This window comes from Micromonospora jinlongensis (genome assembly GCF_013410645.1).
Classification (GTDB): Bacteria; Actinomycetota; Actinomycetes; order Mycobacteriales; family Micromonosporaceae; genus Micromonospora; species Micromonospora zamorensis.
In genome coordinates this window covers 547,716-569,641 of record NZ_JACCHK010000001.1, presented here as the reverse complement: position 1 = coordinate 569,641, position 21,926 = coordinate 547,716, and the positions used below count along the sequence as shown (strand labels likewise).

Annotated in this window: 18 protein-coding genes; 9 read left to right on the top strand and 9 right to left on the bottom strand. The window is 71.9% G+C overall.

All coding sequences use genetic code 11. From position 1 onward, the window contains the following. Positions 1–112: 112 nt before the first annotated feature. From HNR22_RS01940 to HNR22_RS01915, 6 genes are all read left to right on the top strand, one after another. Positions 113–793, top strand: a complete 681-nt coding sequence (locus HNR22_RS01940; protein WP_179778738.1) for a response regulator transcription factor — start codon at positions 113–115, stop codon at positions 791–793. Positions 794–807: 14 nt separating this feature from the next. Next, a complete protein-coding gene (locus tag HNR22_RS01935) occupies positions 808–2,241 on the top strand; it encodes a sensor histidine kinase (RefSeq protein ID WP_179778737.1) in 1,434 nt (477 codons plus the stop codon). Beyond that, the gene (locus tag HNR22_RS01930; RefSeq protein ID WP_179778736.1) at positions 2,238–3,146 is read left to right on the top strand and encodes a Gmad2 immunoglobulin-like domain-containing protein; all 909 of its coding nucleotides are present in this window, start codon (positions 2,238–2,240) and stop codon (positions 3,144–3,146) included. The genes HNR22_RS01935 and HNR22_RS01930 overlap by 4 nt, the downstream gene beginning before the upstream one ends. A gap of 139 nt (positions 3,147–3,285) precedes the next feature. Further along, a complete protein-coding gene (locus tag HNR22_RS01925; protein ID WP_179778735.1) occupies positions 3,286–3,915 on the top strand; it encodes a TetR/AcrR family transcriptional regulator in 630 nt (209 codons plus the stop codon). A 37-nt stretch (positions 3,916–3,952) separates the two neighbouring features. Then, positions 3,953–5,446, top strand: a complete 1,494-nt coding sequence (locus HNR22_RS01920) for an MFS transporter (protein ID WP_179778734.1) — start codon at positions 3,953–3,955, stop codon at positions 5,444–5,446. A 109-nt stretch (positions 5,447–5,555) separates the two neighbouring features. Then, the gene (locus HNR22_RS01915; protein WP_179778733.1) at positions 5,556–6,347 is read left to right on the top strand and encodes a maleylpyruvate isomerase family mycothiol-dependent enzyme; all 792 of its coding nucleotides are present in this window, start codon (positions 5,556–5,558) and stop codon (positions 6,345–6,347) included. A 42-nt stretch (positions 6,348–6,389) separates the two neighbouring features. Here HNR22_RS01915 and HNR22_RS01910 read toward each other — a convergent pair whose 3' ends face one another. The 4 genes from HNR22_RS01910 to HNR22_RS01895 form a co-directional block, all read right to left on the bottom strand. Continuing rightward, positions 6,390–7,589: an RtcB family protein gene (locus HNR22_RS01910; protein ID WP_179778732.1), complete on the bottom strand. Its 1,200-nt coding sequence runs from the start codon at positions 7,587–7,589 to the stop codon at positions 6,390–6,392. Between the two features lie 346 nt (positions 7,590–7,935). Beyond that, positions 7,936–9,933: a GTP-binding protein gene (locus HNR22_RS01905; RefSeq protein ID WP_179778731.1), complete on the bottom strand. Its 1,998-nt coding sequence runs from the start codon at positions 9,931–9,933 to the stop codon at positions 7,936–7,938. A gap of 237 nt (positions 9,934–10,170) precedes the next feature. After that, positions 10,171–10,632, bottom strand: a complete 462-nt coding sequence (locus HNR22_RS01900; protein WP_179778730.1) for a hypothetical protein — start codon at positions 10,630–10,632, stop codon at positions 10,171–10,173. A 24-nt stretch (positions 10,633–10,656) separates the two neighbouring features. After that, positions 10,657–11,967, bottom strand: coding sequence for an RICIN domain-containing protein (locus tag HNR22_RS01895; RefSeq protein ID WP_343059642.1), 1,311 nt, complete (start codon positions 11,965–11,967; stop codon positions 10,657–10,659). Between the two features lie 158 nt (positions 11,968–12,125). Between HNR22_RS01895 and HNR22_RS01890 the strand changes: the two genes are divergently transcribed. After that, complete coding sequence (locus HNR22_RS01890) at positions 12,126–13,313, top strand: spore photoproduct lyase family protein (RefSeq protein ID WP_218906130.1); 1,188 nt, start codon at positions 12,126–12,128, stop codon at positions 13,311–13,313. A gap of 10 nt (positions 13,314–13,323) precedes the next feature. On the opposite strand, the gene HNR22_RS01885 is transcribed toward HNR22_RS01890, so the two are convergent. Next, on the bottom strand, positions 13,324–14,178 hold the full coding sequence (locus tag HNR22_RS01885; RefSeq protein ID WP_343059641.1) for a M15 family metallopeptidase: 855 nt from the start codon (positions 14,176–14,178) through the stop codon (positions 13,324–13,326). Between the two features lie 347 nt (positions 14,179–14,525). Between HNR22_RS01885 and HNR22_RS01880 the strand changes: the two genes are divergently transcribed. After that, positions 14,526–15,563 carry a substrate-binding domain-containing protein gene (locus tag HNR22_RS01880; RefSeq protein ID WP_179778729.1) on the top strand — a complete coding sequence of 346 codons (1,038 nt, stop codon included), beginning with the start codon at positions 14,526–14,528 and terminating at the stop codon, positions 15,561–15,563. A gap of 131 nt (positions 15,564–15,694) precedes the next feature. Here the strand turns inward: HNR22_RS01880 and HNR22_RS01875 are convergent, their stop codons facing one another. The 3 genes from HNR22_RS01875 to HNR22_RS01865 all read right to left on the bottom strand — a co-directional run bounded on the left by HNR22_RS01875 (position 15,695) and on the right by HNR22_RS01865 (position 18,604). After that, entirely contained in the window at positions 15,695–16,543 is an 849-nt protein-coding gene (locus tag HNR22_RS01875) for a peptidylprolyl isomerase (RefSeq protein WP_343059640.1), read from the bottom strand. Positions 16,544–16,613: 70 nt separating this feature from the next. Beyond that, positions 16,614–17,822, bottom strand: a complete 1,209-nt coding sequence (locus HNR22_RS01870) for a D-alanyl-D-alanine carboxypeptidase family protein (protein ID WP_179778728.1) — start codon at positions 17,820–17,822, stop codon at positions 16,614–16,616. Between the two features lie 14 nt (positions 17,823–17,836). After that, positions 17,837–18,604: a MerR family transcriptional regulator gene (locus HNR22_RS01865; RefSeq protein WP_218906128.1), complete on the bottom strand. Its 768-nt coding sequence runs from the start codon at positions 18,602–18,604 to the stop codon at positions 17,837–17,839. Positions 18,605–18,770: 166 nt separating this feature from the next. Here HNR22_RS01865 and HNR22_RS01860 point away from each other — a divergent pair, with 166 nt between their 5' ends. Then, a complete protein-coding gene (locus HNR22_RS01860) occupies positions 18,771–21,047 on the top strand; it encodes an ATP-binding cassette domain-containing protein (RefSeq protein ID WP_179778726.1) in 2,277 nt (758 codons plus the stop codon). A 215-nt stretch (positions 21,048–21,262) separates the two neighbouring features. Here the strand turns inward: HNR22_RS01860 and HNR22_RS01855 are convergent, their stop codons facing one another. After that, entirely contained in the window at positions 21,263–21,682 is a 420-nt protein-coding gene (locus HNR22_RS01855) for a protein-tyrosine phosphatase family protein (RefSeq protein ID WP_179778725.1), read from the bottom strand. Between the last annotated feature and the right edge of the window lie 244 nt (positions 21,683–21,926).

Below are 21,926 nucleotides of genomic sequence, written 5' to 3'. Positions count from 1 at the left end.
CTCGGCCCGGTGCGAGGTGGGGTTGTCGGTGCCGCTCAACGGGCCGGCCGGGCCGTGGAACCCGACCGTTTCGCCAGGCTGCGCACCGTGGCGGCGGGTCTACTCTCGGGTGATGGAGGGCCGCGTGCTGGTGGTCGAGGACGACGCCTCCATCCGGGAGGTCACCGCCCTCGGACTGCGCCGCGCCGGTTTCCGGGTCGACACCGCCGTCGACGGGCGGCAGGCCCTCGCGGCGTGGCGAGCCCACCCGGTCGACCTGATCGTGCTCGACGTCATGCTGCCCGGCCTGGACGGCCTGGACGTCTGCCGGGAGATCCGGCGCACCAGTCAGGTGCCGATCCTGATGCTGACCGCGCGCACCGACACCATCGACGTGGTGGTCGGGTTGGAGTGCGGCGCCGACGACTACCTGCGCAAACCCTTCGACCTGCCCGAGTTGGTGGCCCGGGTCCGCTCGCTGCTGCGCAGAATGAACACCAACGCCCCGTCCACCATCATCGAGGTCGGCAGCCTGGAGATCGACCCGGGCAGCTTCGTGGTCCGCCGGCACGGCCGGGAGGTGGCGCTGACCGCCACCGAGTTCCGCCTGCTGCTGGAGCTGGCCCGCCGACCCGGCCAGGTCTTCACCCGGGAGCTGCTGCTGGATCTGGTCTGGCACCACGACTTCCTCGGCGACTCCCGTCTGGTCGACGTGGCGGTGCAACGGCTGCGCTCCAAGATCGAGGAAGACCCGGCGCAGCCACGGTTGGTCCGTACCGTGCGCGGCGCCGGCTACAAGCTGTCAGTGGGCTGACGGGAGGGGCGGCGATGGTCGGACGCGCGGTGGCCCCGGGACGCCTGAGGCGCCGGCTGACCATCGCGTTCGTCCTGGTCGCTGGCGTCTCGGCTGCCCTGCTCGCCGGCGGGACCGGGCTGCTGCTGCGGCAGTCCTGGTGGGACGCGTCGCTGCAGCAGGCCGCCGCCGACGCCCGCTACCAACTCGTGCTCGCCGGACAGTTCCTCCCGCTGACCGAGCAACGCAGCACCGACCTGCTCACCAGCTTCGAGGCCAGCGGCCGGCACGTGGTCCTCGTAGACGGCCAGAGCCGCCCCTCGCACCCCGCGTACGCCCCGACGCTGGGCACCGGGTTGCGGGCCGCCGTCGCGGGTGGACAGCTCGGTTACCAGCGCTCCGCACCGGCGCACCGTCCTCGGCTGCTGGTGGTCGGCGGGCGCATTCCCGGCTCGACCGCCGAGCTGTACGTCCTCACCGTGGAGGACGACGTCGCCACCGACCTGGGCCAACTGCGTAGCGCGCTGGTGGCGGGCTGGGTGCTCGTGGTGCTGCTCGCCGCCGGGGTGGGTCACGCGCTGGCCCGCCGCACGTTGGAGCCGGTGGGCCGGGCCAGCCGGGCCGCCCGGGCGCTCACCGAGGGCCTGCTCGACACCCGCCTGCCGGTACGCGGGCGCGACGAGTTCAGCGTCTGGGCGGCGACGTTCAACGAGATGGCCGAGGCACTGGAGTCGAAGATCGCGGCACTGTCGGCCGCGCAGGCCCGGGAGCGGCGGTTCACCGCCGACGTGGCCCACGAGCTGCGTACCCCGGTGACCGCCCTGGTGGCCGCGGCGTCGCTGCTGGGTGAGCACCTCGACCAGTTGCCCGGCGATGCGCGACCGGCCGCGCGGTTGCTGGTCGGCGACGTGGTCCGGCTGCGCCGGCTGGTCGAGGACCTGATGGAGATCTCCCGGTTGGACGCCGGACGGGAGCAGCCGGCCGTCGGGTCCGTCGACTCGTCGGCGCTGCTGCACGGGATCGTCGCCGCCCGTGGTTGGTCGGAGCGGGTTCTGGTCGGCGGCGACGTGGTCACGTTGCGCACCGACCCGCGCCGGCTGGAGCGCGTGCTGGCCAACCTGGTCGCCAACGCGGTCGAACACGGCGGCGGGGAGATCCGGGCGACCGTGACCGGGGCGGGCCCGGTGGTCGTCTTCGAGGTCACCGACCAGGGGCCGGGCATCCCGGCGGAGCATCTGCCCCACGTCTTCGACCGGTTCCACAAGGTCGACCCGTCCCGCTCCGCGTCGGGCAGTGGGCTCGGGCTGGCCATCGCCCGGGAACACGCCGCCCTGCTCGGCGGTGTGCTGAGTGTCCGCAGCGAATCCGGCGCCGGCACCTGTTTCCGGCTGGAGCTGCCGGCGGACGGTCCCCCGCCGGCGAGCGACGACGGTGAGCGGGCCGGCACGGCGGCGGGCGACAGGGCATGAGCCGCAACGGTGTGATCGCCTCGGTGCTCGTCGCCGGCCTGCTGGTGAGCGGGTGCGGCACCCCGCGCTTCGGGGCGCTCGGCCCGGCGCCGACGGCGGCACCCTCCAGCACGACGCCGTCCAGCACTGCACTGCCGAGCACGGCACCGCCGAGCGCCGCAGCGACGGAACGTCCGGATCCGACCCCCTCGAAGGAGCCTCCACGATCACCCTCGACGACCCCGCCGGGGCCGGCCGGCACCCGTGACACCGTGACCATCGAGCTGTGGCTCGTCCGCGCCGGGCAGCTCGTGCCGACCAGGCGGGCGCGGCCGGCCACCGTGGCGACGTCCCGGCTGGCGTTGACCGAGCTGGCCGCCGGCCCCACGCCGGCCGAGGCCGCCGCCGGGTTGGCCACCCTCGTCCCGGCCGGCATCGAGGTCACCCGGATCACCGACGGCACGGCGACGCTGCGGGTCCCGTCCGTCGGCGACCCGGCGGAGCGGCGACTACGCGAGGCGCAGGTGGTGTGGACGCTCACCCAGTTCCCCACCGTGCGTCAGGTCAGCCTGGGCGGCACGGGCCCGGTCGGTCGGCCGGACTACGCGGACCTGCTGCCGCCGATCGTGGTGACCAGCCCGACCGCTGGTGAGCGGGTCGCCGCACCGCTCGTCGTCACCGGCACCGCCACGGTGTTCGAGGCCACGGTGAGCGTGCGGGTGCTGGACGCCGCCGGCCGGGAGGTGGCCACCGGCTTCGGCACCGCCAGTTGCGGCAGCGGCTGCCGGGGCGGCTACCGCGTGGTGGTCGGCTGGCGGGCGGCTCGGGAGCAGCAGGGCACGGTCGAGGTGTACGAGGTATCCGCCTTCGACGGTTCACGGATCAACACGACGGCGGTGCCGGTGATCCTCGCACCCGGTGCCTGACCAGCACGTTCACCCACCGGACTCCGTCCGGAAACGCAATCGTTTCGTCGACGCCCTGCGACGCAACTCACGAAAGCCTGCATGTTTGCACCCTGGCGAACTAGTGTCAGTACGACATCGTTTCATGGGGGGTGCGGGGATGCTGGGTGGTCAGCAGGTGGGCGCGGGTGCCGGAGTGCCGGCAGCCCGGGGCCCGCGCTGCACCGACAGCGACCTGTTCGCCGTCGTCACCGACCTGCTGCGCGAGGTCGGCTACGACCGGATGACGATCGACGCTGTCGCCGCTCGCGCCCACGTCAGCAAGGCCACCATCTACCGGCGGTGGGACGGCAAGGCCGAGCTGGTCGTCGCCGCCCTGGGCGACCGGCACGTGGGGGTGCACAACCCGCCCGACACCGGTTCCCTGCGCGGTGACCTGATCGAGTTGCTGCGCGCCACGGCGGCGATCTGTGTGGCCGACTGCGACCTCATGCAGGCGTTGACGTTCGCCATGCGGACCAACCCCGAGTTGGAACGCCTGGTACGCCGCCAGGTGCTGCCGGCCGGGCGGGTGGCAAGCACCGCCATCCTGGTCCGTGCCGCCGCCCGGGGGGAGATCCCGCCGGAGGCCGGCGAGCGCGAGTTGTTCCACGATCTGGCGCCCGCGCTCACCATGTCCCGCATCGTCGCGCACGGCCTACCCGCCGATGACGCGTTCCTCACCCAGGTCGTCGACCAGGTGCTGATCCCGGTTCTCCGTTACCAGCACGACCGCCCGTCTCAGGCCTGATCTCTTTCTCGACATTCGCAACACGGAAGGCTTCACCATGCCCGGAACCACCTCGACCGCCCCCGGCGCGCCCGGCGCCGGGACGTCGACAGGAGCGCCGCACCCGCGGCGCTGGATCGCGCTGGCGGTCATCGCGGTCTCGCAGCTGATGGTCGTGCTCGACGCCACGATCGTGAACATCGCGCTGCCACAGGCCCAGGCCGACCTGGGGATCAGCGACGCGAACCGGCAGTGGGTCGTCACCGCCTACACCCTGGCCTTCGGTGGCCTCCTGCTGCTCGGCGGCCGGATCGCCGACTACTGGGGCCGCAAGCGCACCTTCATCGTCGGCATGACCGGCTTCGCCCTGGCCTCCGCGCTGGGCGGTCTCGCCACCACGGGTGGCATGCTCTTCGCCGCCCGTGCGCTTCAGGGCGCCTTCGGCGCGCTGCTCGCCCCCGCCGCACTGGCGCTGCTCACCGTCCTGTTCACCGAGGCCACCGAACGGGCCAAGGCCTTCGCGGTGTACGGCGCGATCGCCGGCGGTGGCTCGGCGGTCGGTCTGCTGCTCGGTGGGGTGCTCACCGAGTACGCCGACTGGCGCTGGTGCCTGCTGGTCAACATCCCGGTGGCGGCCATCGCCATCGCCTTGGCCCTCCCGCTGGTGCCGGAGAGCCGGGCGCACGGCAACACCCGCTACGACGTGCCCGGCGCGATCGTGGTGACCGCCGGCCTGGTCTCCCTGGTCTACGGCTTCACCAAGGCCGCCGAGGACGGCTGGGACGCCACCCAGACGCTCGGCTTCATCGCCGCCGGTGTGGCGCTGCTCGCCGTCTTCGTGGTGATCGAGCTGCGCTCCAACCACCCGCTGCTGCCGCTGCGGATCATCCTGGACCGCAACCGGGGCGGGGCGTACCTCGCCTCGACGCTGATCGGCGCCGGCCTGTTCGGGGCGTTCCTGTTCCTGACCTTCTACTTCCAGGTGGTGTTGCAGTACAAGCCCCTCGAGGCTGGGCTCGCGTCGCTTCCGGTCACCGCCGGTGTGCTGATCGCCGCTGGCGGCGCCAGCCAGCTGATGCCACGGGTGGGTGCCAAGCCGCTGATGGTCGGCGGCGCCGTGCTCGCCGCCGTGGCCATGCTGGCGCTGACCCAGATCGACGTGGACACCTCGTTCCTCACCCTCCTGCTGCCCGCCCAGGTCATCCTCGGCATGGGCCTGGGCTTCACGTTCGTGCCGCTGTCCAGCCTCGCGCTGGTGGGGGTGCCGGAGCACGACGCCGGTGCGGCCAGTGCGACGCTCAACGCCACCCAGCAGATCGGCGGCTCGTTGGGCACCGCGTTGTTGAACACCATGTACACCAGCGCGGTCGCCGCATACCTGGTCGGTCGGGTGCCGAACCCGGTCAACCAGATCGAGGCTCTGGTGCACGGCTACCGCGTGGCGTTCGCCTGGGGCGCGGCCCTGATCGTGCTCGCCGGGCTGGCCACTCTGATCCTGGTCAAGGTGCGCAAGGAGGACATCCCGACCGGCAACACCGTGCACATGGGCTGAGCCGACCGACGCGGCCGCCGGCCGGACCGCCCCGACGTGGGGCGAGCCCGGCCTGCGGCCGCTTCCGGTAACGTCCCGACCATCGTCGAAAGTCCGTTTGAGGAGATCCATGTCGACCCCTGCTGACCAGATCATCACGGCTCTGCGCGCGGGCCACGAGGAGCTCGCCGCGCTCGTACGGGACCTGAAGGAAGACGACCTGCTCCGACCGTCGGGAGCCAGCGAGTGGCAGGTGTCCCAGGTGCTGAGCCACCTGGGCAGCGGCGCCGAGATCAACCTGGCGACGCTGGACGCCGCCCGCACCGGCGCGCCCGGCCCGGACGGGGACTTCAACCGTGGCGTCTGGGCACGGTGGGACGCGATGTCCCCGGCCGAGCACGCCGCCGGGTTCCTCGCCACCAACGACCGGCTGGTCGAGGCGTACGAGGCGCTGGACGCCGAGACCCGGGCCTCCATGCGGATCGACCTCGGCTTCCTGCCGGAGCCGATCGACGTGGCCACCGCGGCCCGGTTCCGCCTCAGCGAGTTCGCCCTGCACCAGTGGGACGTCGAGGTGGGGTTCAACCCGTTCGCGGCGGTCACGCCGGAGGCGGTGGCACTGCTGCTCGACCAGATCGGCGGCATGCTGGCCTGGACCAGTCGCCCGCAGGAGCTGGCCGGCCGGGAGGCCACCCTGCTGGTCCGTCTGCACGAGCCCGAGCGGACGTACGGGCTGCGGCTGGGCGAGAAGGTCGAGCTGGTCGACGCACCGGAGCAGCCCGACGGTGAGTTGACCGCTCCCGCCGAGGCGTGGCTGCGCCTCGCCACCGGACGGCTCGGTCCTCAGCACACCCCGGAGGGGGTGCGGGTGACCGGCCCGGTGACCCTGGACGACCTGCGCCGGGTCTTCGCCGGCTTCTGATCCGCTGCCGTGCGGGCCGGTCACCCCGGCCCGCACGGCCTCTCAGCCCTTCACGCAGACCACCTGCTTGAGGTGTGCCACCACCTCGACCAGGTCCTCCTGCTGGGCCATCACCTCGGTGATGTCCTTGTACGCGCCGGGGATCTCGTCGACCACCCCGGCGTCCTTGCGGCACTCCACCCCGGCAGTCTGCGCGGCCAGGTCCTCCGTGCTGAACGTCCGCTTCGCCTGCGCCCGCGACATCCGCCGCCCAGCCCCGTGCGACGCCGAGCAGTACGCGTCCGGGTTACCCCGACCCCGCACGATGTACGACCCGGTGCCCATCGACCCGGGGATGATGCCCAGGTCACCGCGGCCGGCCCGGATCGCGCCCTTGCGGGTGACCAGCACATCCACCCCGTCGTAGCTCTCCTCGGAGACGTAGTTGTGGTGACACGAGATGGGCTCGTCGTAGGAGACCTGCGGGAACTGCCCGCGCACCACGCCGCAGAGCAGGGCCAGCATGACGGCCCGGTTGCGGCGCGCGTACTCCTGCGCCCACCACAGATCCCGCCGGTACGCGTCCATCTCCGGCGTGCCGGCGAGGAACACCGCCAGGTCCCGGTCCGGCAGGTCGGCGTTGTGCGGCAGGCCCCGGGCCACCCCGATGTGCCGCTCGGCCAGCTCCTTGCCGATGTTGCGGGACCCGGAGTGCAGCATCAGCCAGACCCGTCCCTCGTCGGCGCCGCCCTGCTCCAAGCAGACCTCGATGAAGTGGTTACCCCCGCCGAGGGTGCCGATCTGCCGCCGCGCCCGCGTCTCCAGCTGCGCCACCCGCCGGTCCAGGCCGGCGAACCGACCCCAGAAGTCGTCCCAGCCCGACTGCTCCAGGCCACGGATCCGACGGGTGTCGACCATGTCCTGCCGCTGGGCGAAGCCGACCGGGATGGTGGCCTCGATCGCCGAACGCAGCGCGGCCAGGTCGTCCGGGAGATCAGCGGCGGTCAGCGAGGTGCGGACCGCCGACATCCCGCAGCCGATGTCGACGCCGACCGCGGCCGGTGAGACGGCCTGTCGCATCGCGATCACCGAACCGACAGTGGCTCCCTTGCCGAAGTGCACGTCGGGCATGACGGCGACGCCCTGCACCCAGGGCAGCGCGCCGATGTTGCGCAGCTGCCGGGCGGCCTGCGGCTCGATGGCGTACGGGTCGGTCCAGACCCGGACCGGCGCCCGGGTGCCGGCGAGAGGGGTGAATCCCATCGTGGTCTCCTTCTGTCGTGCGGTGACCGTTAATGGTCATGCGCTGATTGGCCGGGGTCCGGCGGCGGTACGCGGATACGAAAGGGCCGCCCGATCCCGGTGGGATGGGCGGCCGACGGACGCGTCAGCGTCGACGTCAGTCGCGCCACCCCGGCTCGATGCGCCGCAATGGGCGGCAGGCACGGGTTTTGGCGGTGGTGAGCACAGCGGCGCCGACGGGGAGCAGGCGCGAGGCGGCATCGGTGCGGACGCGTCGCGGCACGGCGTACTCCCCTCGGGTGTGATCGGTTGACCTTGCACCGACGAGACTAGGAGGGCCACGGCGCGTCCGCAATGGATATCGCCGCTACCGGCCGCCGACCCGGCGCGCGACCGCCAGCAGATACTCCTTGCGATCCAGCGGATTGTTGTCCCAGCGGGTCCGGACGGGGGCGGGACCACGCACCGGCCGGTAGCAGTCGAACTCGGTCTCCAGCACGCCCTCCCCCCGGGTCAGCGCAGGCAGGCGACGCTCCAGCGCGTGCACCAGACCGGCCGGGATCTCACCCTGCACCAGGTAGGACGCGCCCTGCCCGGTGGTGTCGGTCGGCACCGCGTCCAGCCGGGTGAGCGCGGGCAGCAGCGTGCCGAGGACATCGCCCGGCACCTCCAGCCGGAAGCGGTGCACCGGCTCGTGGACCCGGGTGCCGGCACGGGCGAGTGCGGCCATCAGCACCAACGGGGTGAGATTGCGGAAGTCCCCCGCAGTGCTGGACATGCTCTTGTCGAAGGTGCCGTGGGAATGGCTCTGCCGCGCCCAGTAACCGGCGTGGGTCATCGTCACCTCGCAGTCGGGGACCTCCCACCCGTGCAGGCCCTGACGCAGGGTTCGACGCACGGTCTCCTCCACGGCGGTGAAGAAGGCCGGTGGCATCGAACCCAGCTCGACGCCGAGCCGAAAAGTCACGCCGGCACCGGTCGGCGCCGGCGCGATCCGCAGCCCGACGGTGGCCAGGAACGGGTTGGGCGCCACCGCGATCACCTCGACCGCCTCACCAACGCCGCACACCCTCTCCACGTGCACCGTGCTGGTCTCCCGGAACGTCACCCCCACGCCGAAGTCGTCGGCGAGGGTGGCCTGGATGACCTCCTTCTGCACCTCGCCGTAGAGCGACACGGTGATCTCGTGCCGCCGGTCGTCCTGCCGCAGGTTGATCAGCGGGTCCTGCTCGGCGAGCTGGATCAGCGCGGCGTGCAGCGCGACCCGGTCGGCGGGGCGCGTCGGCACCACCACGGTCTCCAGGGTGGGCGGCGCGAAGTGGCGGTCCGCGCCGCCACGTTCGGGTGGTACGCCCACCGGGTCGCCGATCCGAGCGTGCTTGAGGCCCCACAACCGGGCGATGTGGCCGGCTTCGACCGCCGACGCCACCACGTCGGCCCCATGGGCGACGACTCGTACGGCAGTGACCAGTTCAGCGTCGACAGCGCCGACGCGGACCCGGTCGCGAACCCGGATGGTGCCGGCGAAGAGCCGGACCAGGGCGATCTTCTCTCCGGCTGGGCCCCGTTCGATGGCGAACACGGTGCCGGAGAGCGGGGCGTCGACGTCGCCCTGGACGGTGGGCAACAGTTCGGTGATCCCGGCGATCAGCGCGTCCACCCCGGCACCGGTGATCGCCGAGCCGGCGTACACGGGCTGCACCAGCGCGCGGCTGGTCCGCGTCGCCAACGCGGCGCGCAGCCGTGGGTACGGCAGCGAGGACGTGTCCGCCACCCAGTCGGCGAGCAGCACGTCATCCTGCCCGGTGAGCAGGTCGAGCAGCCGGTCGGTGAAGGCGAGGTCGGTGGGGCCGTACGGCGTGCAGTAGGCGCCGCGGGTCCCCGGCACCGCCACCGAGCCCATCGCCACGACGGCCGGCGTGAGCTTCTCCGCGACCGCCCGGAAAACCCGCTCGGGGTCCGCCCCGGCCCGGTCGACCTTGTTGATGAAGATCAGCGTCGGGATGCGCAGCCGGCGCAGGGTCCGCATCAGCACCCGGGTCTGCGGCTGCACCCCCTCCACCGCGGAGATCACCAGCACCGCGCCGTCGAGCACACCGAGCACCCGCTCGACCTCGGCGATGAAGTCCGGGTGACCGGGCGTGTCGATCAGGTTGACGGTCACGTCGTCCAGCACGAAGGAGACGACAGCCGAGCGGATGGTGATCCCGCGTTGCCGTTCCAGTGCCAGGGTGTCGGTCTGGGTGCTGCCCGCGTCGACCCGGCCGAGCTGGTCGGTCACACCGACGTCGTGCAACAGCCGCTCGGTCAGGCTGGTCTTACCGGCATCGACGTGAGCCAGGATGCCGAGGTTCAGGGTTTTCACGCAGCGTCAGGTCCTTCGGGTAGGCGACAGATCCAAACCGGTCGGACATCGACGCAGCGCGCATCATTGCTCCCTGAAGGTTGGGGGCGGTTTCGGATAGTTCAGCAGGTTCTCGCGGGGCGGGCAACCGGAAACCCGGCGCTCCCATGCACGTCCGCGACCCGCCGGCAGACTTGCCGCCATGGTGGAGACCTCCGTGCGGCTGCGCGGGGTCGCCGCCCGGTTCGGTCGGGCCGCTCAGGTGTCGTAGACCCCGTCCCAGGGCGGATCGAACCCCAGGTCGTCGGGGAGGAACTCGGCGTGGTCGGCGCCGTCGTACTCGTGGGACCAGTCGACCAGCCCGAAGACGTGCCCGTCGACCTCGACCTGGAACAGCCGGATGGCGATGTCGGCGAAGACCCGACCGGGCAACGCGTCCAGCCACTCGGCGAGGCGAGCCTCCGCCCGGTCGATGGAGGCTCCCTCGTCCTCGCTGGTGCCGGCGAACCAGATGTCCGAGTCGGTGTGTGTGCCATCGGCGTCGAACCGGTGCAGCACCGCGTACCACCGCTTGTGGCGGTACCAGTCGTCTTCGGCTCCGGCACCCTCGGTGAGGGTGGCGGTGACGGAGCCGAAGAACTGACCCTTGTCGTAGCGGCCGATCGTGGTGGTGCGGTAGTCGGGCTCGTGCGCGATCGGCACCAGGTCGGGAATCGCCATGGCCGAGAGGCTACGGCAGTAGATCTATGTCTGCGGCACCAGCCGGAAGGACTGCGCCGCAGTGCCGTTGCAGGTGTACTGGACGAGCTGGACGCTGTCCGCCGTGGACGCCGCCGGCACGTCGAGACACTTGCCACTGAGTCGGTTGACCAGGCGGTAGTAGCCGTCGCCCTCGGATTCGGCCCGCCACTGCTGGTTGTTGCCGCCGCTGTAGGACCAGAGCTGGATCGGCGCGGAGTCGGCGGTCGACACGTTGGTCACGTCGAGCACCTGCGCGCTGTTGTTGCGGTTGTTGACCCGCAGGTAGCCGCCGCTGGTCGGCGCGAACTGGTACTGCTGGGCGGTGCTGCCGTTGCAGGCGTACTGCTGGATGGCGGTGCCGTTCGCGCTGGCGGCGGCCCGGGCGTCGACGCACTTGCCGCTGCCCCGGTTGACCACCGTGTGCCAGGCGGTGGGCGAGATCGGGCCACCGGTCGGCGGGGGCGTCGTCGGGGGGACGGTGCCGGCGCCGGCGAGCCAGTGCAGCCCGTCGATCAGGAGCTGGTTCTGCTGGGCGCTGTCGAAGGTGGACGACAGCCCGGTGTTGGTGTTGTAGTTCATCGCGTTGTGCCCGAAGTTGGCGTAGAGCATCTTGTACTGCCGGTTGCTCCAGACCAGCGGGTAGTAGCCGCCGTACCAGGACTGGTTGGGGTCGGTGCCGACCGGGAAGCTGGACGGGTCGACCGAGGCGAGGATGTCGATGTTGGGGTTCTGCCGCAGGTCGTTGCTCCAGGAGTACCACTCGCTGATCGACGAGGGGTACGTCGCCGGCAGGTTCCGGGTGGCCGGGTGGGTGCGGTTGTCGGCGCGCATGGTGACCCGGGTGGGGCCCCAGGTGTTCGTCTGGAACGCGCCGGTGCCGAGGAAGGTGTTGTAGTACCAGCTCCAGCTCGACGGGTTGTCGGTCCACGCGCTGACGTGGAAGCCCAGCCACGCCCCGCCGTTCTGCATGTACTGCTGGAACGCGGCACGCTGCCCGGCGGGCGGCGCGTCGTCCAGGAACATGATGACCTTGTACTGGGCCAGATTGGCCGCGTTCAGCAGACCCCAGTTGTTGGTGGCCTCCCAGGAGAAGCCGTACTGGGCGGCGGCCTGCGGGAACCAGGCCCGCGCGTCCTTGACGAAGTCGATGTGCGCGGCGTCCCAGGTGCCGTTGTAGAAGGCCAGGACCTTGAACGTCGGCGCGGCCTGCGCGGAACGCGAGGCGTTGACCGCGAGGCCGGCGCTCAGCGCGACCAGCAGTGCGACGAACAGCGACACGATCCGTCTGGTACGGGAGGAGAGTTCTGCGATCACCTGATCGTCCCTTCGGTGGGGACGCGCGCCGCCGCGTCGACCTGCTTCTGTTCACAAGCCTTACAGATAGACGAAAGGTTATGTCGCCCCTCCGGCGGCGTCAATCGCGACCCGACCGATCCGGGTGGGATTCCTGCGGCAACGGGTACCCGAGCCCGATGACCAGCCCGGACGCGGTCGACGTCGACCAACCGCTCGCCGTGGACCTGCCCGCCGCCCCGCACGACGCCAGCGGCGAGCGGGTGCCGATTCGCGACCTGGCCGGCCTCGCGCCCGCGGCCCGGCCGGCGCGCCGCTGGACCCCGGGCCGGGTGGTGGCCACCCCGGCCGCACTCGACCATCCGCACGGCCAACGGATCGTCGAGCGGGTGCAGGCGCAGGGCATCGAGGTGGAACACCTGCGGTCCAACCGGCTCACCGGGGTACGCGGGCAGACCGACCGGGAGACGTACGCCCGAGCGAAGGCGACCATGGCGATCGTGGTGAGCCCACCGTCGCGGCGGGACCTGCAACCCATCGCGCCCAGCGCCGACTGGCGGGTCGACCTCGCCGAGGGCTGTCCGGCGCACTGCCAGTACTGCTACCTCGCCGGATCACTGTCCGGCCCGCCGGTCACCCGGGTGTACGCGGACCTCGACGACATCCTGGCCGGGCTCGCCGCGTACGCCGGTCGGGGGACGGTGACCAGCCGCAACGCGCGACGCGCCGACGAGGGCACCACCTTCGAGGCGTCCTGCTACACCGACCCGCTCGCCCTGGAACACCTGACCGGGAGCTGGCGGCGGGCAGTGCAGCACTTCGCCGACTGGGACGCGCCCGTGCAACTGCGCTGGACCACGAAGTACGCCGACGTGGGCACCTTCGTCGGGCTGCCGCACGCCGGCCGCACGCGGGTCCGGTTCAGCGTGAACTGCGCCCCGGTCAGCGAGCGGTTCGAGGGCGGCACCGCCCGGGTGCCGGACCGCCTGGCGGCGCTGCGCCGCCTCGCGCTCGACGGCTACCCGGTCGGGCTGACCATCGCGCCGATCATCGCGCTGCCCGACTGGCGGGAACGCTACGGCGAGTTGCTCGACCAGGTCCGCGCGGCGGTCGACGGGGTCCCCGCGCTGGACCTGACCGCCGAGCTGATCACCCACCGGTTCACCCCGGGCAGCAAGGAGGTGCTGCTCGGCTGGTACCCGCGGACCCGGCTGGAGATGGACGAGGAGTCCCGCACCCGCAAACACGGCAAGTTCGGCGCGATCAAGTACGTCTACCCCCGGGACACGATGGCCGAGCTGCGCGAGTGGTTCACCGCCGAGCTGGCCGCCCGCGTTCCGGCCTGCCGCATCCTCTACTGGACCTGACCGCCGAGGATCAGCCGACCGACGAGCGGGCGACCGGCGCGGCGAAGAAGGTGTCCGGGTACGGCTCGTCGCGGAAGCTGTAGTGCCACCACTCGCGGTCGTAGTTGACGAACCCGGCGTCGGTCATCAGCCGCTGCAACAACCGGCGGTTGTCGCGCGCCGTCCCGGTGATCCGGGGGTTGGCGGTGTGCGCACGGGAGTCGAAGCAGTCGAAGCCCGTACCCATGTCGATGCTGTTGTCGGCGAAGCGCTGCCCCCGGGGCGCGGTGCAGGCCACCAGCGGTTGCCCGACCCGGTACGGGGGTTGGCTGGCGGCCGGTTCGTCGACCAGGGTCAGGTCCAGGGTGCTGCCTCGGCTGTGCGCGGTGGGCGCCCCGATGTACCCCTCGGCGAAGAGCCGGTTCTTGGCCACGTCCGGGTAGAACTCGGCCTTGGTCTGCTGCTCGCCGGGGCGCTTCGACCACGCGACGAAGTCGTCCACCGCCGGCTGTGGGCGGTAGCAGTCGTACACCTTGAGGCTGTGCCCACCGGCCAGCGCGGCGTCCTGCACGCGGCGCAACGCCTCGGCCGCCTCCCGGGTGAGCAGGCACAGCGGCTCGGGGTAACCGGCGATCGGGCGGCCGACGAAGTTGTGCGGCGTCGCGTACCGGATGTCGGCGTGGATGCGCGGGTCGAGGTCGGTCAGGACCACGAACCCCGGCAGCCGCTCGCCGGGAGTCGGGGCCGGCGGGCTCACCGATGCCGGGGCCGGCGAAGGGCTCACCGATGTCGGCTGCGACGCGACCGGCGCGGGGCGGGGCTCCGGCCGCGAACAGCCCCCGAGCAGCGCGGCGAGTGCGAGCACGACCCCGATGCGGTTACCCACCAACCCTGTCTATCAGCCGCGCTCGGGCCACCGTGGCAACTGGACATGATCCACTCGGCTGCACGGGCGTCGGAGTGTCCGCGACGGCTGGACACCCCGACATCACGAAACCCGAGTCGATCACCGCTGGGGAGACACCCGCCGGCCCATCGACGGGAGGGATGGCACCACGGAATCGATATGTTTCCGGAAGATTTCCGCAACTTCGGTGATCATCAGCACTCACCTGGAATGTCGTCAACCCACTCCGGTGAGGCAAGATGACGCGTGGAACGGGCACGCCGTTTCGGGACACACGGTGGACGACGTCTTGTGGTCGTTCCTCCGGCTCGGTGAAGGAGACGCGGGTGGGCGCGGACGACGGACGCAGGGTGACCATCACCGCGATCGCACGGGAGGCCGGGGTCTCGGTGCCGACCGTGTCACGGGTGCTCAACGGTCGCTCCGATGTGGCCCCCGGCACCCGGGAGCGGGTCGAGGAGTTGCTGCGCCACCACGGCTACCGGCGGCGCACAAGCCGCAGCGTGCGCCGCGCCGGCCTCGTCGACCTGGTCTTCAACGACCTGGACAGCCCCTGGGCTGTGGAAATCATCCGGGGTGTGGAGGATGTCGGGCACGGCGCGGGCCTCGGCACCGTGGTCTCCGCGATCCACCGGCAGCCCACCGCGGCCCGGCAGTGGCTGCAGAATCTGCGCACCCGGGCCACCGACGGCGTCATCTTCGTGACCTCCCACCTGAGCCCGCCGCTGCACGCGCAACTGCGTCGCCTCAACGTGCCGGTGGTGGTCGTCGACCCGGCCGGCGTGCCGGCCATGGACGTGCCGACCATCGGGGCGACCAACTGGGCCGGTGGTCTCGCCGCGACCGAACACCTGCTCTCGATCGGGCACCGCCGCATCGGCTTCGTGGCCGGGCCGACGCATCTGCTGTGCAGCCGCGCCCGGCTCGACGGTTACCGGGCCGGGTTGGAGGCCGCCGGGGTGCCGGTGGACGACAAGCTGATCTACCCGGGCGACTTCTACCACGCCTCCGGGTTCTCCGGAGGGACGGCGCTGCTCGACCTCGCCGACCCGCCGACCGGCATCTTCGCCTCCAGCGACCAGATGGCCTTCGGCGTCTACGAGGCCATCCGGCGTCGAGGGCTGCGAGTCCCGGACGACGTGAGCGTCGTCGGCTTCGACGATCTGCCGGAGGCCCGCTGGGCGTCCCCACCGCTGACCACCGTGCGCCAACCGTTGGTCGAGATGGGACGGTTGGCGGCACGGACCGTGCTGCGCCTGTCCCAGGGCGAGGGCATCGATTCGCCCCGGGTGGAGCTGTCCACCGAACTGGTCGTCCGCGACAGCACCGCCGCCCCACCGACCGGGTCGCCCGACCCGTCGTGACGGCCGGAACTGCGTCGGAATCCGGTTGGACCACTTCCGATCCATTTCCGGGAATTCCGGCGCTGCGCGGCTGACGCCAGCCGACCGTACGGCGCGGTGAGCGACCGAGGGTCACCCACCGCGCCGCACCGTCAGTGGTGGTGGTGCGTGCGGGCGGCCTTACGGATGGTCACCGGCAGCGCGGGCGCGCCGTCCACGGGTGCCGGGTCCTCGGCGGTGGGCGCCACTCCCCCGGCGGCGATCCGGTCCAGCGTGGCCAGGCCGGCCGCGTCGACCTCGCCGAAGATCGTGTAGTTGGGGCGCAGCGCCGAGTTTGCGTAGACCAGGAAGAACTGGCTGCCGTTGGTGTCCGGCCCGGCGTTGGCCATGGCCAGCACGCCCCGGGCGTACACCCGACGCTCCCCGGTCGGGTCGGTGGGTGCCGGCGGCAGGTCGGTCGGCAGCTCGTCGCGGTACCGGTATCCCGGGCCGCCCTCGCCGGTGCCCGACGGGTCACCGCACTGCAGCACGCTCAGCGTCGGGTACGCGGTGAGCCGGTGGCACGGGGTGCGGTCGTAGAAGCGCTTGCCGACCATGTGCAGGAAACTCTGCACGGTGCACGGCGCGGCGGCCCGGTCGAGGGTCAGCCCGATCGGCCCGTGGTTGGTCGCCAGGGTCACCCGGACGGTGCCCCGGGCCGGCGTGCGTCGCGGGTCGGGCGGCAGCGGCACCGGCCGGGCCGCAGGCTCGTCCGGCGTCTCGGTGTACGCGCAGGGGCCGTGTGTGGTGCGCGGCGGTCGGGTGGCGGTGTCGGCAGCGGTGGGCGGCGCGGCAGACGCGGCGACCGCATCACCCGACGGGCCCGGCGCGGCGACCGCGGCGGCGGACGCGCCGACGACCAGCGCCCCGGCGAGCACTGTCACCCCCGCGAGGCGGGTCAGGGCGCGCACCGGTCGGCGGGGTGCCGCCACGCCGGGGCGCGGTGGGAGTTCACTCGACACAGGGATCCTCCTGGACTCGTGGTGCCAGAACGACCGGAGTCTATGGAGGGCAGCGCCGGATGTCGATCCGTCAGGGCAGCCGACGGCGGCGGCGCCACAGCAGCCCGCCCAGCAGCATCACCACTCCCGCAGCGCTCACCGCGGTCACCGACCAGAGCCAACCCGAGCCGGTACGCGTCGGCCCGCTGGCTGCCGCCGGCCGAGGCGCGCCCGGTGCCGCCAGCGCGGACGGCGCAGCCGACGGCGTCGCGGTCAACTCACCCGGTTCGACCAGCCGGCCGACGGAGGCGCCCCGGGGCAGCGCGAAACCCCAGTCCAGCAGGGCGGCGCCCTGCTCCCAACCGCGCATCGGCGTGGACTCCGCGCCCAGCAACGTCACCACCAGCCGTCGCCCGTCGCGTTCCGCCGCGCCCACGTAGGTGTGCCGGGCCAGGTCGGTGAAACCGGTCTTGCCGCCGAGCGCCCCCGGGTACCGGTAGATGAGCTGGTTCTCGTTCTGGATCTCGAAACCCTTGGTGCGCTGCGCCGGCTGGACGGGAATCTGCGCGTGCTCGGTCAGCGCGTACCGGCGGAAGGTCGGATCGGCGAAGCAGGCCCGGGCGATCAACGCCAGGTCGTACGCGCTGGTGAACTGCCCCCGGCCATCCAGCCCGGACGGGGTGACCGCGTGCGTCTGGAGCGCGCCGAGATGGTGTGCCTGCTCGTTCATGGCGCGTACGCCGGCGGCGCTGTCGGTCCCGCTGCCGAGTCGGGCCAGCGCGTTGGCGGCCTCGTTGCCGGAGTTGAGCAGCAACCCGAGCCAGATGGTCTCGATGGTGTACCGGCCGCCCGCGACGAGACCCACGGCCGAGGAGCCGGGCTCGATGTTCATGTCGTCCTCGGTGACGGTGACCGTCTGCTTCGGGTCGAGCCGGGGCAGCATGGTCGCCGCGAGCAGGAGCTTCTGCACGCTGGCCGGGGTGCCGTACTCGTGGGGGCCGCAACCGCCGAGGATCTGGCCGCTGTCCAGGTCGGCGACCAGCCACGAGGTGGCGCTGACCCCCGGTGGTGCGGCGACGCCGGCGGGCGCGACCAGGCCGGTCGTGTCCAGCGCCGCGCCGCCGACCACCCGCTGCTCGGGCACGGCGGGCGGTGGCGAGGGCCGGGGCGGGCGGGACACCCCCGGTGCCGGCGCGCGGGGGCACCGCACGGCGGACGCGGCGGACGCTCCGGCGGCGGCGACCGGCGCGGGGGCGAGCAGAACGGCGGACGCGGTGGCCGCCAGCAGCGCAGTCCTCATGTGCCCGACCCTAGTCAACAAGATCCTCCGGCGGGACGGGTTGCCGCGGTCGGTCGGCCCGCTTCGTCGCGAGCGCGCAGGTAGTCGTGCAGGGCGGCACTGCCCCGCAGCCGGCGCAGACTGCGTGCGTGCAGCTCCTGCTCGCGGCGGGCAAGCTCCGCGCGGACCCGCTGCGGGCTGCCGGTGGTCCGCAACTCCCCCAGCACCGCCTCGATGATCTCGAACGGATAGGCACCCCGACGCAGCAACGCGATGACCTGCGCGGCGCGTAGCTCCGCCTCGTCGTACACCCGGTAGTTGGTGCCCGGGGTGCGGCGCGGCCGCAGCAGCTCGCGCTGCTCCCACAGTCGTAGCTGCGAGGTCCGGACCCCGACCAGGGCGGCGACCTCGCCGATGCGGGCGGCGCGGCGTGGTGCGGGCCGGGCCGCCGGTGGGCTGGCCAGCACCGTCTCGAAGGCGCCGAGCACCCGGCGGATCTCGGCGCGTTCGCGGTCCAGCTCGGCATGGCCGCCGTCGAGCGCCGCGAGGGCGGCCGGCAAGTCATCCCCGTGCACCGCCGACATGATCTCCCGGGTACGAGTCCAGCCGTGCCCCTCGGCCAACCGCCGTGCCACGGTGAGGGCCCGGGCGTGCTCGGTGGTGAAGATCCGGTAGCCGCTCGCGGTGCGGCGCACCGGCGGCAGCACCCCCTGCTCGACGTAGTTACGCACCTGTTGCACCGAGATCCCGACGGTGGCCGCCAGGTCCACGGCGCGCAGCCGATCCTTCGAGGCGACGTCCACGCACGTCACCGTACCGCTTACGACGTGATTTGAGACTTTCCCGGGCGTAGTGCTGGAGCCTGCGCGCGGACTTCGCCAGAAGTATCTACATGGGGATGAATGAGACAATGGAACCCGCCAGCATCGGCGGGGGAAGAGTCCCGCCACGACTCTGTGAAGGGTTCGCATGTCGCAGCCAGCATGGTCCGCCGCCGACAGTCACGACATGATCGAGGTACGCGGCGCGCGGGAGAACAATCTCGCCAGCGTCTCGGTCGACATCCCCAAGCGCCGGTTGACCGTCTTCACCGGTGTCTCCGGATCGGGCAAGTCGTCGCTGGTCTTCGGCACCATCGCCGCCGAGTCCCAGCGCATGATCAACGAGACCTACAGCGCGTTCCTCCAGTCGTTCATGCCGAACCTCAACCGGCCGGACGTCGACTCGCTGCGCAACCTCAGCGCCGCCATCGTCGTCGACCAGGAGCGGATGGGCGTCAACTCCCGCTCCACCGTCGGCACCGCCACCGACGCGTACGCGATGCTGCGGATCCTCTTCAGCCGCCTCGGCCAGCCGTCGATCGGCGGCGCCGGGGCGTTCAGCTTCAACCTGCCCGAGGGCATGTGCACCACCTGTGAAGGGCTGGGCCGCGTCTCCGACCTCGACATCAACGAGTTGGTGGACGTCGAGCGCTCCCTCAACGACGGCGCGATCACCGTGCCGAACTTCGCTGTCGACTCCTGGTACTGGCAGACCATCGTCGGCTCCGGCCTGTTCGACCCCGACGTCAAACTCCAGGACTTCACCCCGCAACAGTGGGAGGACTTCCTGCACAAGCCGGCCACGAAGATCAAGGTGGGCAGCAACAACTGGACGTACGAGGGTCTGGCCGTCAAGGTCAAGCGGCTCCTCCTGTCCAAGGACCGCGAGTCGATGCAACCGCACATCCGCGCCTTCGTCGACCGGGCCGTCACCTTCACCACCTGCGGCGACTGCGCCGGCACCCGACTCAACGCGGCGGCCCTGTCATCGCGGATCGGCGGACACACCATCGCCGACTGCTCCGCCATGCAGATCAGCGACCTGGCGACGTTCGTCCGAGACATCGACGACCCCGGGGTGGCACCACTGATCGCCAACCTCCGGGACCTGCTGGAGTCCCTGGTCGAGATCGGGTTGGGCTACCTCAGCCTGGACCGGGAGTCGGCCACCCTCTCCGGCGGTGAGGCCCAACGGGTGAAGATGGTCCGGCACCTCGGCTCCAGCCTCTCCGACGTCACGTACGTCTTCGACGAACCCACCGTCGGCCTGCACCCGCACGACATCGCCCGGATGAACGACCTGCTGCTGCGGTTGCGCGACAAGGGCAACACCGTGCTGGTGGTCGAGCACAAGCCGGAGACCATCGCCATCGCCGACCACGTGGTCGACCTCGGGCCGGGGGCCGGCACCGACGGTGGCCGGATCTGCTTCACCGGCGACGTCCCCGGCCTGCGCCTCTCCGACACGCTCACCGGCCGGCACCTGGACCACCGGGTGACAGTGCGCGACGACGTACGCCGACCCACCGGGCAGCTCACCATCCGCCACGCCGACCTGCACAACCTGCGCGACGTGGACGTGGACATCCCACTCGGGGTGCTCACCGTGGTCACCGGAGTCGCCGGCTCCGGCAAGAGCTCACTGATCCACGGGTCGCTGCGCGGCCGGTCCGGGGTCGTGATCGTGGACCAGTCCCCGATCCGGGGGTCCCGACGCAGCAACCCGGCCACCTACAGCGGGCTGCTCGACCCGATCCGTACCGCCTTCGCCAAGGCCAACGGCGTCAAAGCGGCCCTGTTCAGCGCCAACTCCGAGGGCGCCTGCCCGGCCTGCAAGGGAATCGGGCTGATCTACACGGACCTCGCGATGATGGCCGGCGTCGCGAGCGTCTGCGAACGGTGCGAGGGACGACGCTTCACCGACGAGGTGCTCACGTACACGCTGCGCGGCAAGAACATCAGCGAGGTGCTGGCCATGTCGGTCACCGAGGCGCACGCCTTCTTCCCGCACCCCATCCTCGGCCGGCTGGTCGACGTCGGGCTCGGATACCTCAGCCTCGGCCAGCCGCTGACCACCCTGTCCGGCGGGGAACGGCAACGACTCAAGCTCGCCATCCACCTGGCGGAGAAGCCCACCACGTACGTGCTGGACGAACCGACCACCGGCCTGCACCTCGCCGACGTGGACCAACTGCTGGCCCTGCTCGACCGGATGGTCGACGCCGGCAACACGGTGATCGTCATCGAGCACCACCAGGCGGTCATGGCGCACGCCGACTGGCTCATCGACCTCGGCCCGGGCGCCGGGCACGACGGCGGCCGAATCGTCTTCACCGGCACGCCCGCCGAACTGGTCGCCCACGGCGACACCCTCACCGCCACCCACCTGCGCACGTACGTCGGTGAGGCGGTGACGGTCGCCTAGAGGGCGACCGACGGTCAGCCGGCCTGCGGCGCGCGGCGCGGCTGCGGGCGGTCGGGCGGCGCGCGGTCGGGCGGCGGTGGACGGCGCGCCTGCGGGCGGGCGGGCAGCGTGGCCCTGGTCGCGCGGCGATCAGGGCCACGCGTTGGGCGGGCAGCGTGGCGTGATCGCACAGCGGGAGGGCGGGCGGGCCACGCGTTGGCCGATGGCCGCAGCGGTCAGGCGACGCGGCGCAGCCAGCGTCGCTGCCAGGGCGTCTCCACCGCCTTCGGGTGGTAGCCCGCCCGGACCCACGGCACCGCCCGGTCGGCAGGCAGGCCGTCGAGGATCGCCAGCGCCGCCAACGCCGTTCCGGTGCGCCCCACCCCACCCCGACAGGCCACCTCGACGCGCTCGCCGTCGTACGCCCGCCGCAGCGCCACCCGTAGGGCATCGAGGGCGTCCGCCCGATCGAGCGGTACCCAGAAATCGGGCCACCGGATTTTCCGGTGCGGCCAGATCGGCTCCGGACCAGGTGCCAACAGCAGGGCGAAGTCGGCGGGCGAGGTCACCGCACCGATGCGGCGCCCGCGCACCGTCGCCCCGCTGGGGAGTACGAGTACGCCCGACTGCTCGGACCATGGCTGCGGGTCGGTCATCCGAGCATTGTGCCGCCACTGCCTGAATCATGGGCGCAGACGGCGCCGCCCCCGGCCTTGTGGGCTCGGGGGCGGCGCTGGTGTCGGTGTGCAGGTCGCCTCTCGGCGAGTGGCGCGACGCGGCTCCAGCCGAACGGTGTTCCGCGAAGGCGATATTAGGTGAGGCCCGGGGACACTGAGTCACACCGACACTGACCACAACCGGCTCGGCCCCCACGTTGTTCCCTCACCCCACCGCACGCGC

Coding starts and splice junctions, on each gene's coding strand:
- HNR22_RS01940 (WP_179778738.1), top strand. CDS start 113: ATGGAGGGCCGCGTGCTGGTGGTCGAGGACGACGCCTCCATCCGGGAG.
- HNR22_RS01935 (WP_179778737.1), top strand. CDS start 808: ATGGTCGGACGCGCGGTGGCCCCGGGACGCCTGAGGCGCCGGCTGACC.
- HNR22_RS01930 (WP_179778736.1), top strand. CDS start 2,238: ATGAGCCGCAACGGTGTGATCGCCTCGGTGCTCGTCGCCGGCCTGCTG.
- HNR22_RS01925 (WP_179778735.1), top strand. CDS start 3,286: ATGCTGGGTGGTCAGCAGGTGGGCGCGGGTGCCGGAGTGCCGGCAGCC.
- HNR22_RS01920 (WP_179778734.1), top strand. CDS start 3,953: ATGCCCGGAACCACCTCGACCGCCCCCGGCGCGCCCGGCGCCGGGACG.
- HNR22_RS01915 (WP_179778733.1), top strand. CDS start 5,556: ATGTCGACCCCTGCTGACCAGATCATCACGGCTCTGCGCGCGGGCCAC.
- HNR22_RS01910 (WP_179778732.1), bottom strand. CDS start 7,589: ATGGGATTCACCCCTCTCGCCGGCACCCGGGCGCCGGTCCGGGTCTGG.
- HNR22_RS01900 (WP_179778730.1), bottom strand. CDS start 10,632: ATGGCGATTCCCGACCTGGTGCCGATCGCGCACGAGCCCGACTACCGC.
- HNR22_RS01890 (WP_218906130.1), top strand. CDS start 12,126: ATGACCAGCCCGGACGCGGTCGACGTCGACCAACCGCTCGCCGTGGAC.
- HNR22_RS01870 (WP_179778728.1), bottom strand. CDS start 17,822: ATGAGGACTGCGCTGCTGGCGGCCACCGCGTCCGCCGTTCTGCTCGCC.
- HNR22_RS01860 (WP_179778726.1), top strand. CDS start 18,771: ATGTCGCAGCCAGCATGGTCCGCCGCCGACAGTCACGACATGATCGAG.
- HNR22_RS01855 (WP_179778725.1), bottom strand. CDS start 21,682: ATGACCGACCCGCAGCCATGGTCCGAGCAGTCGGGCGTACTCGTACTC.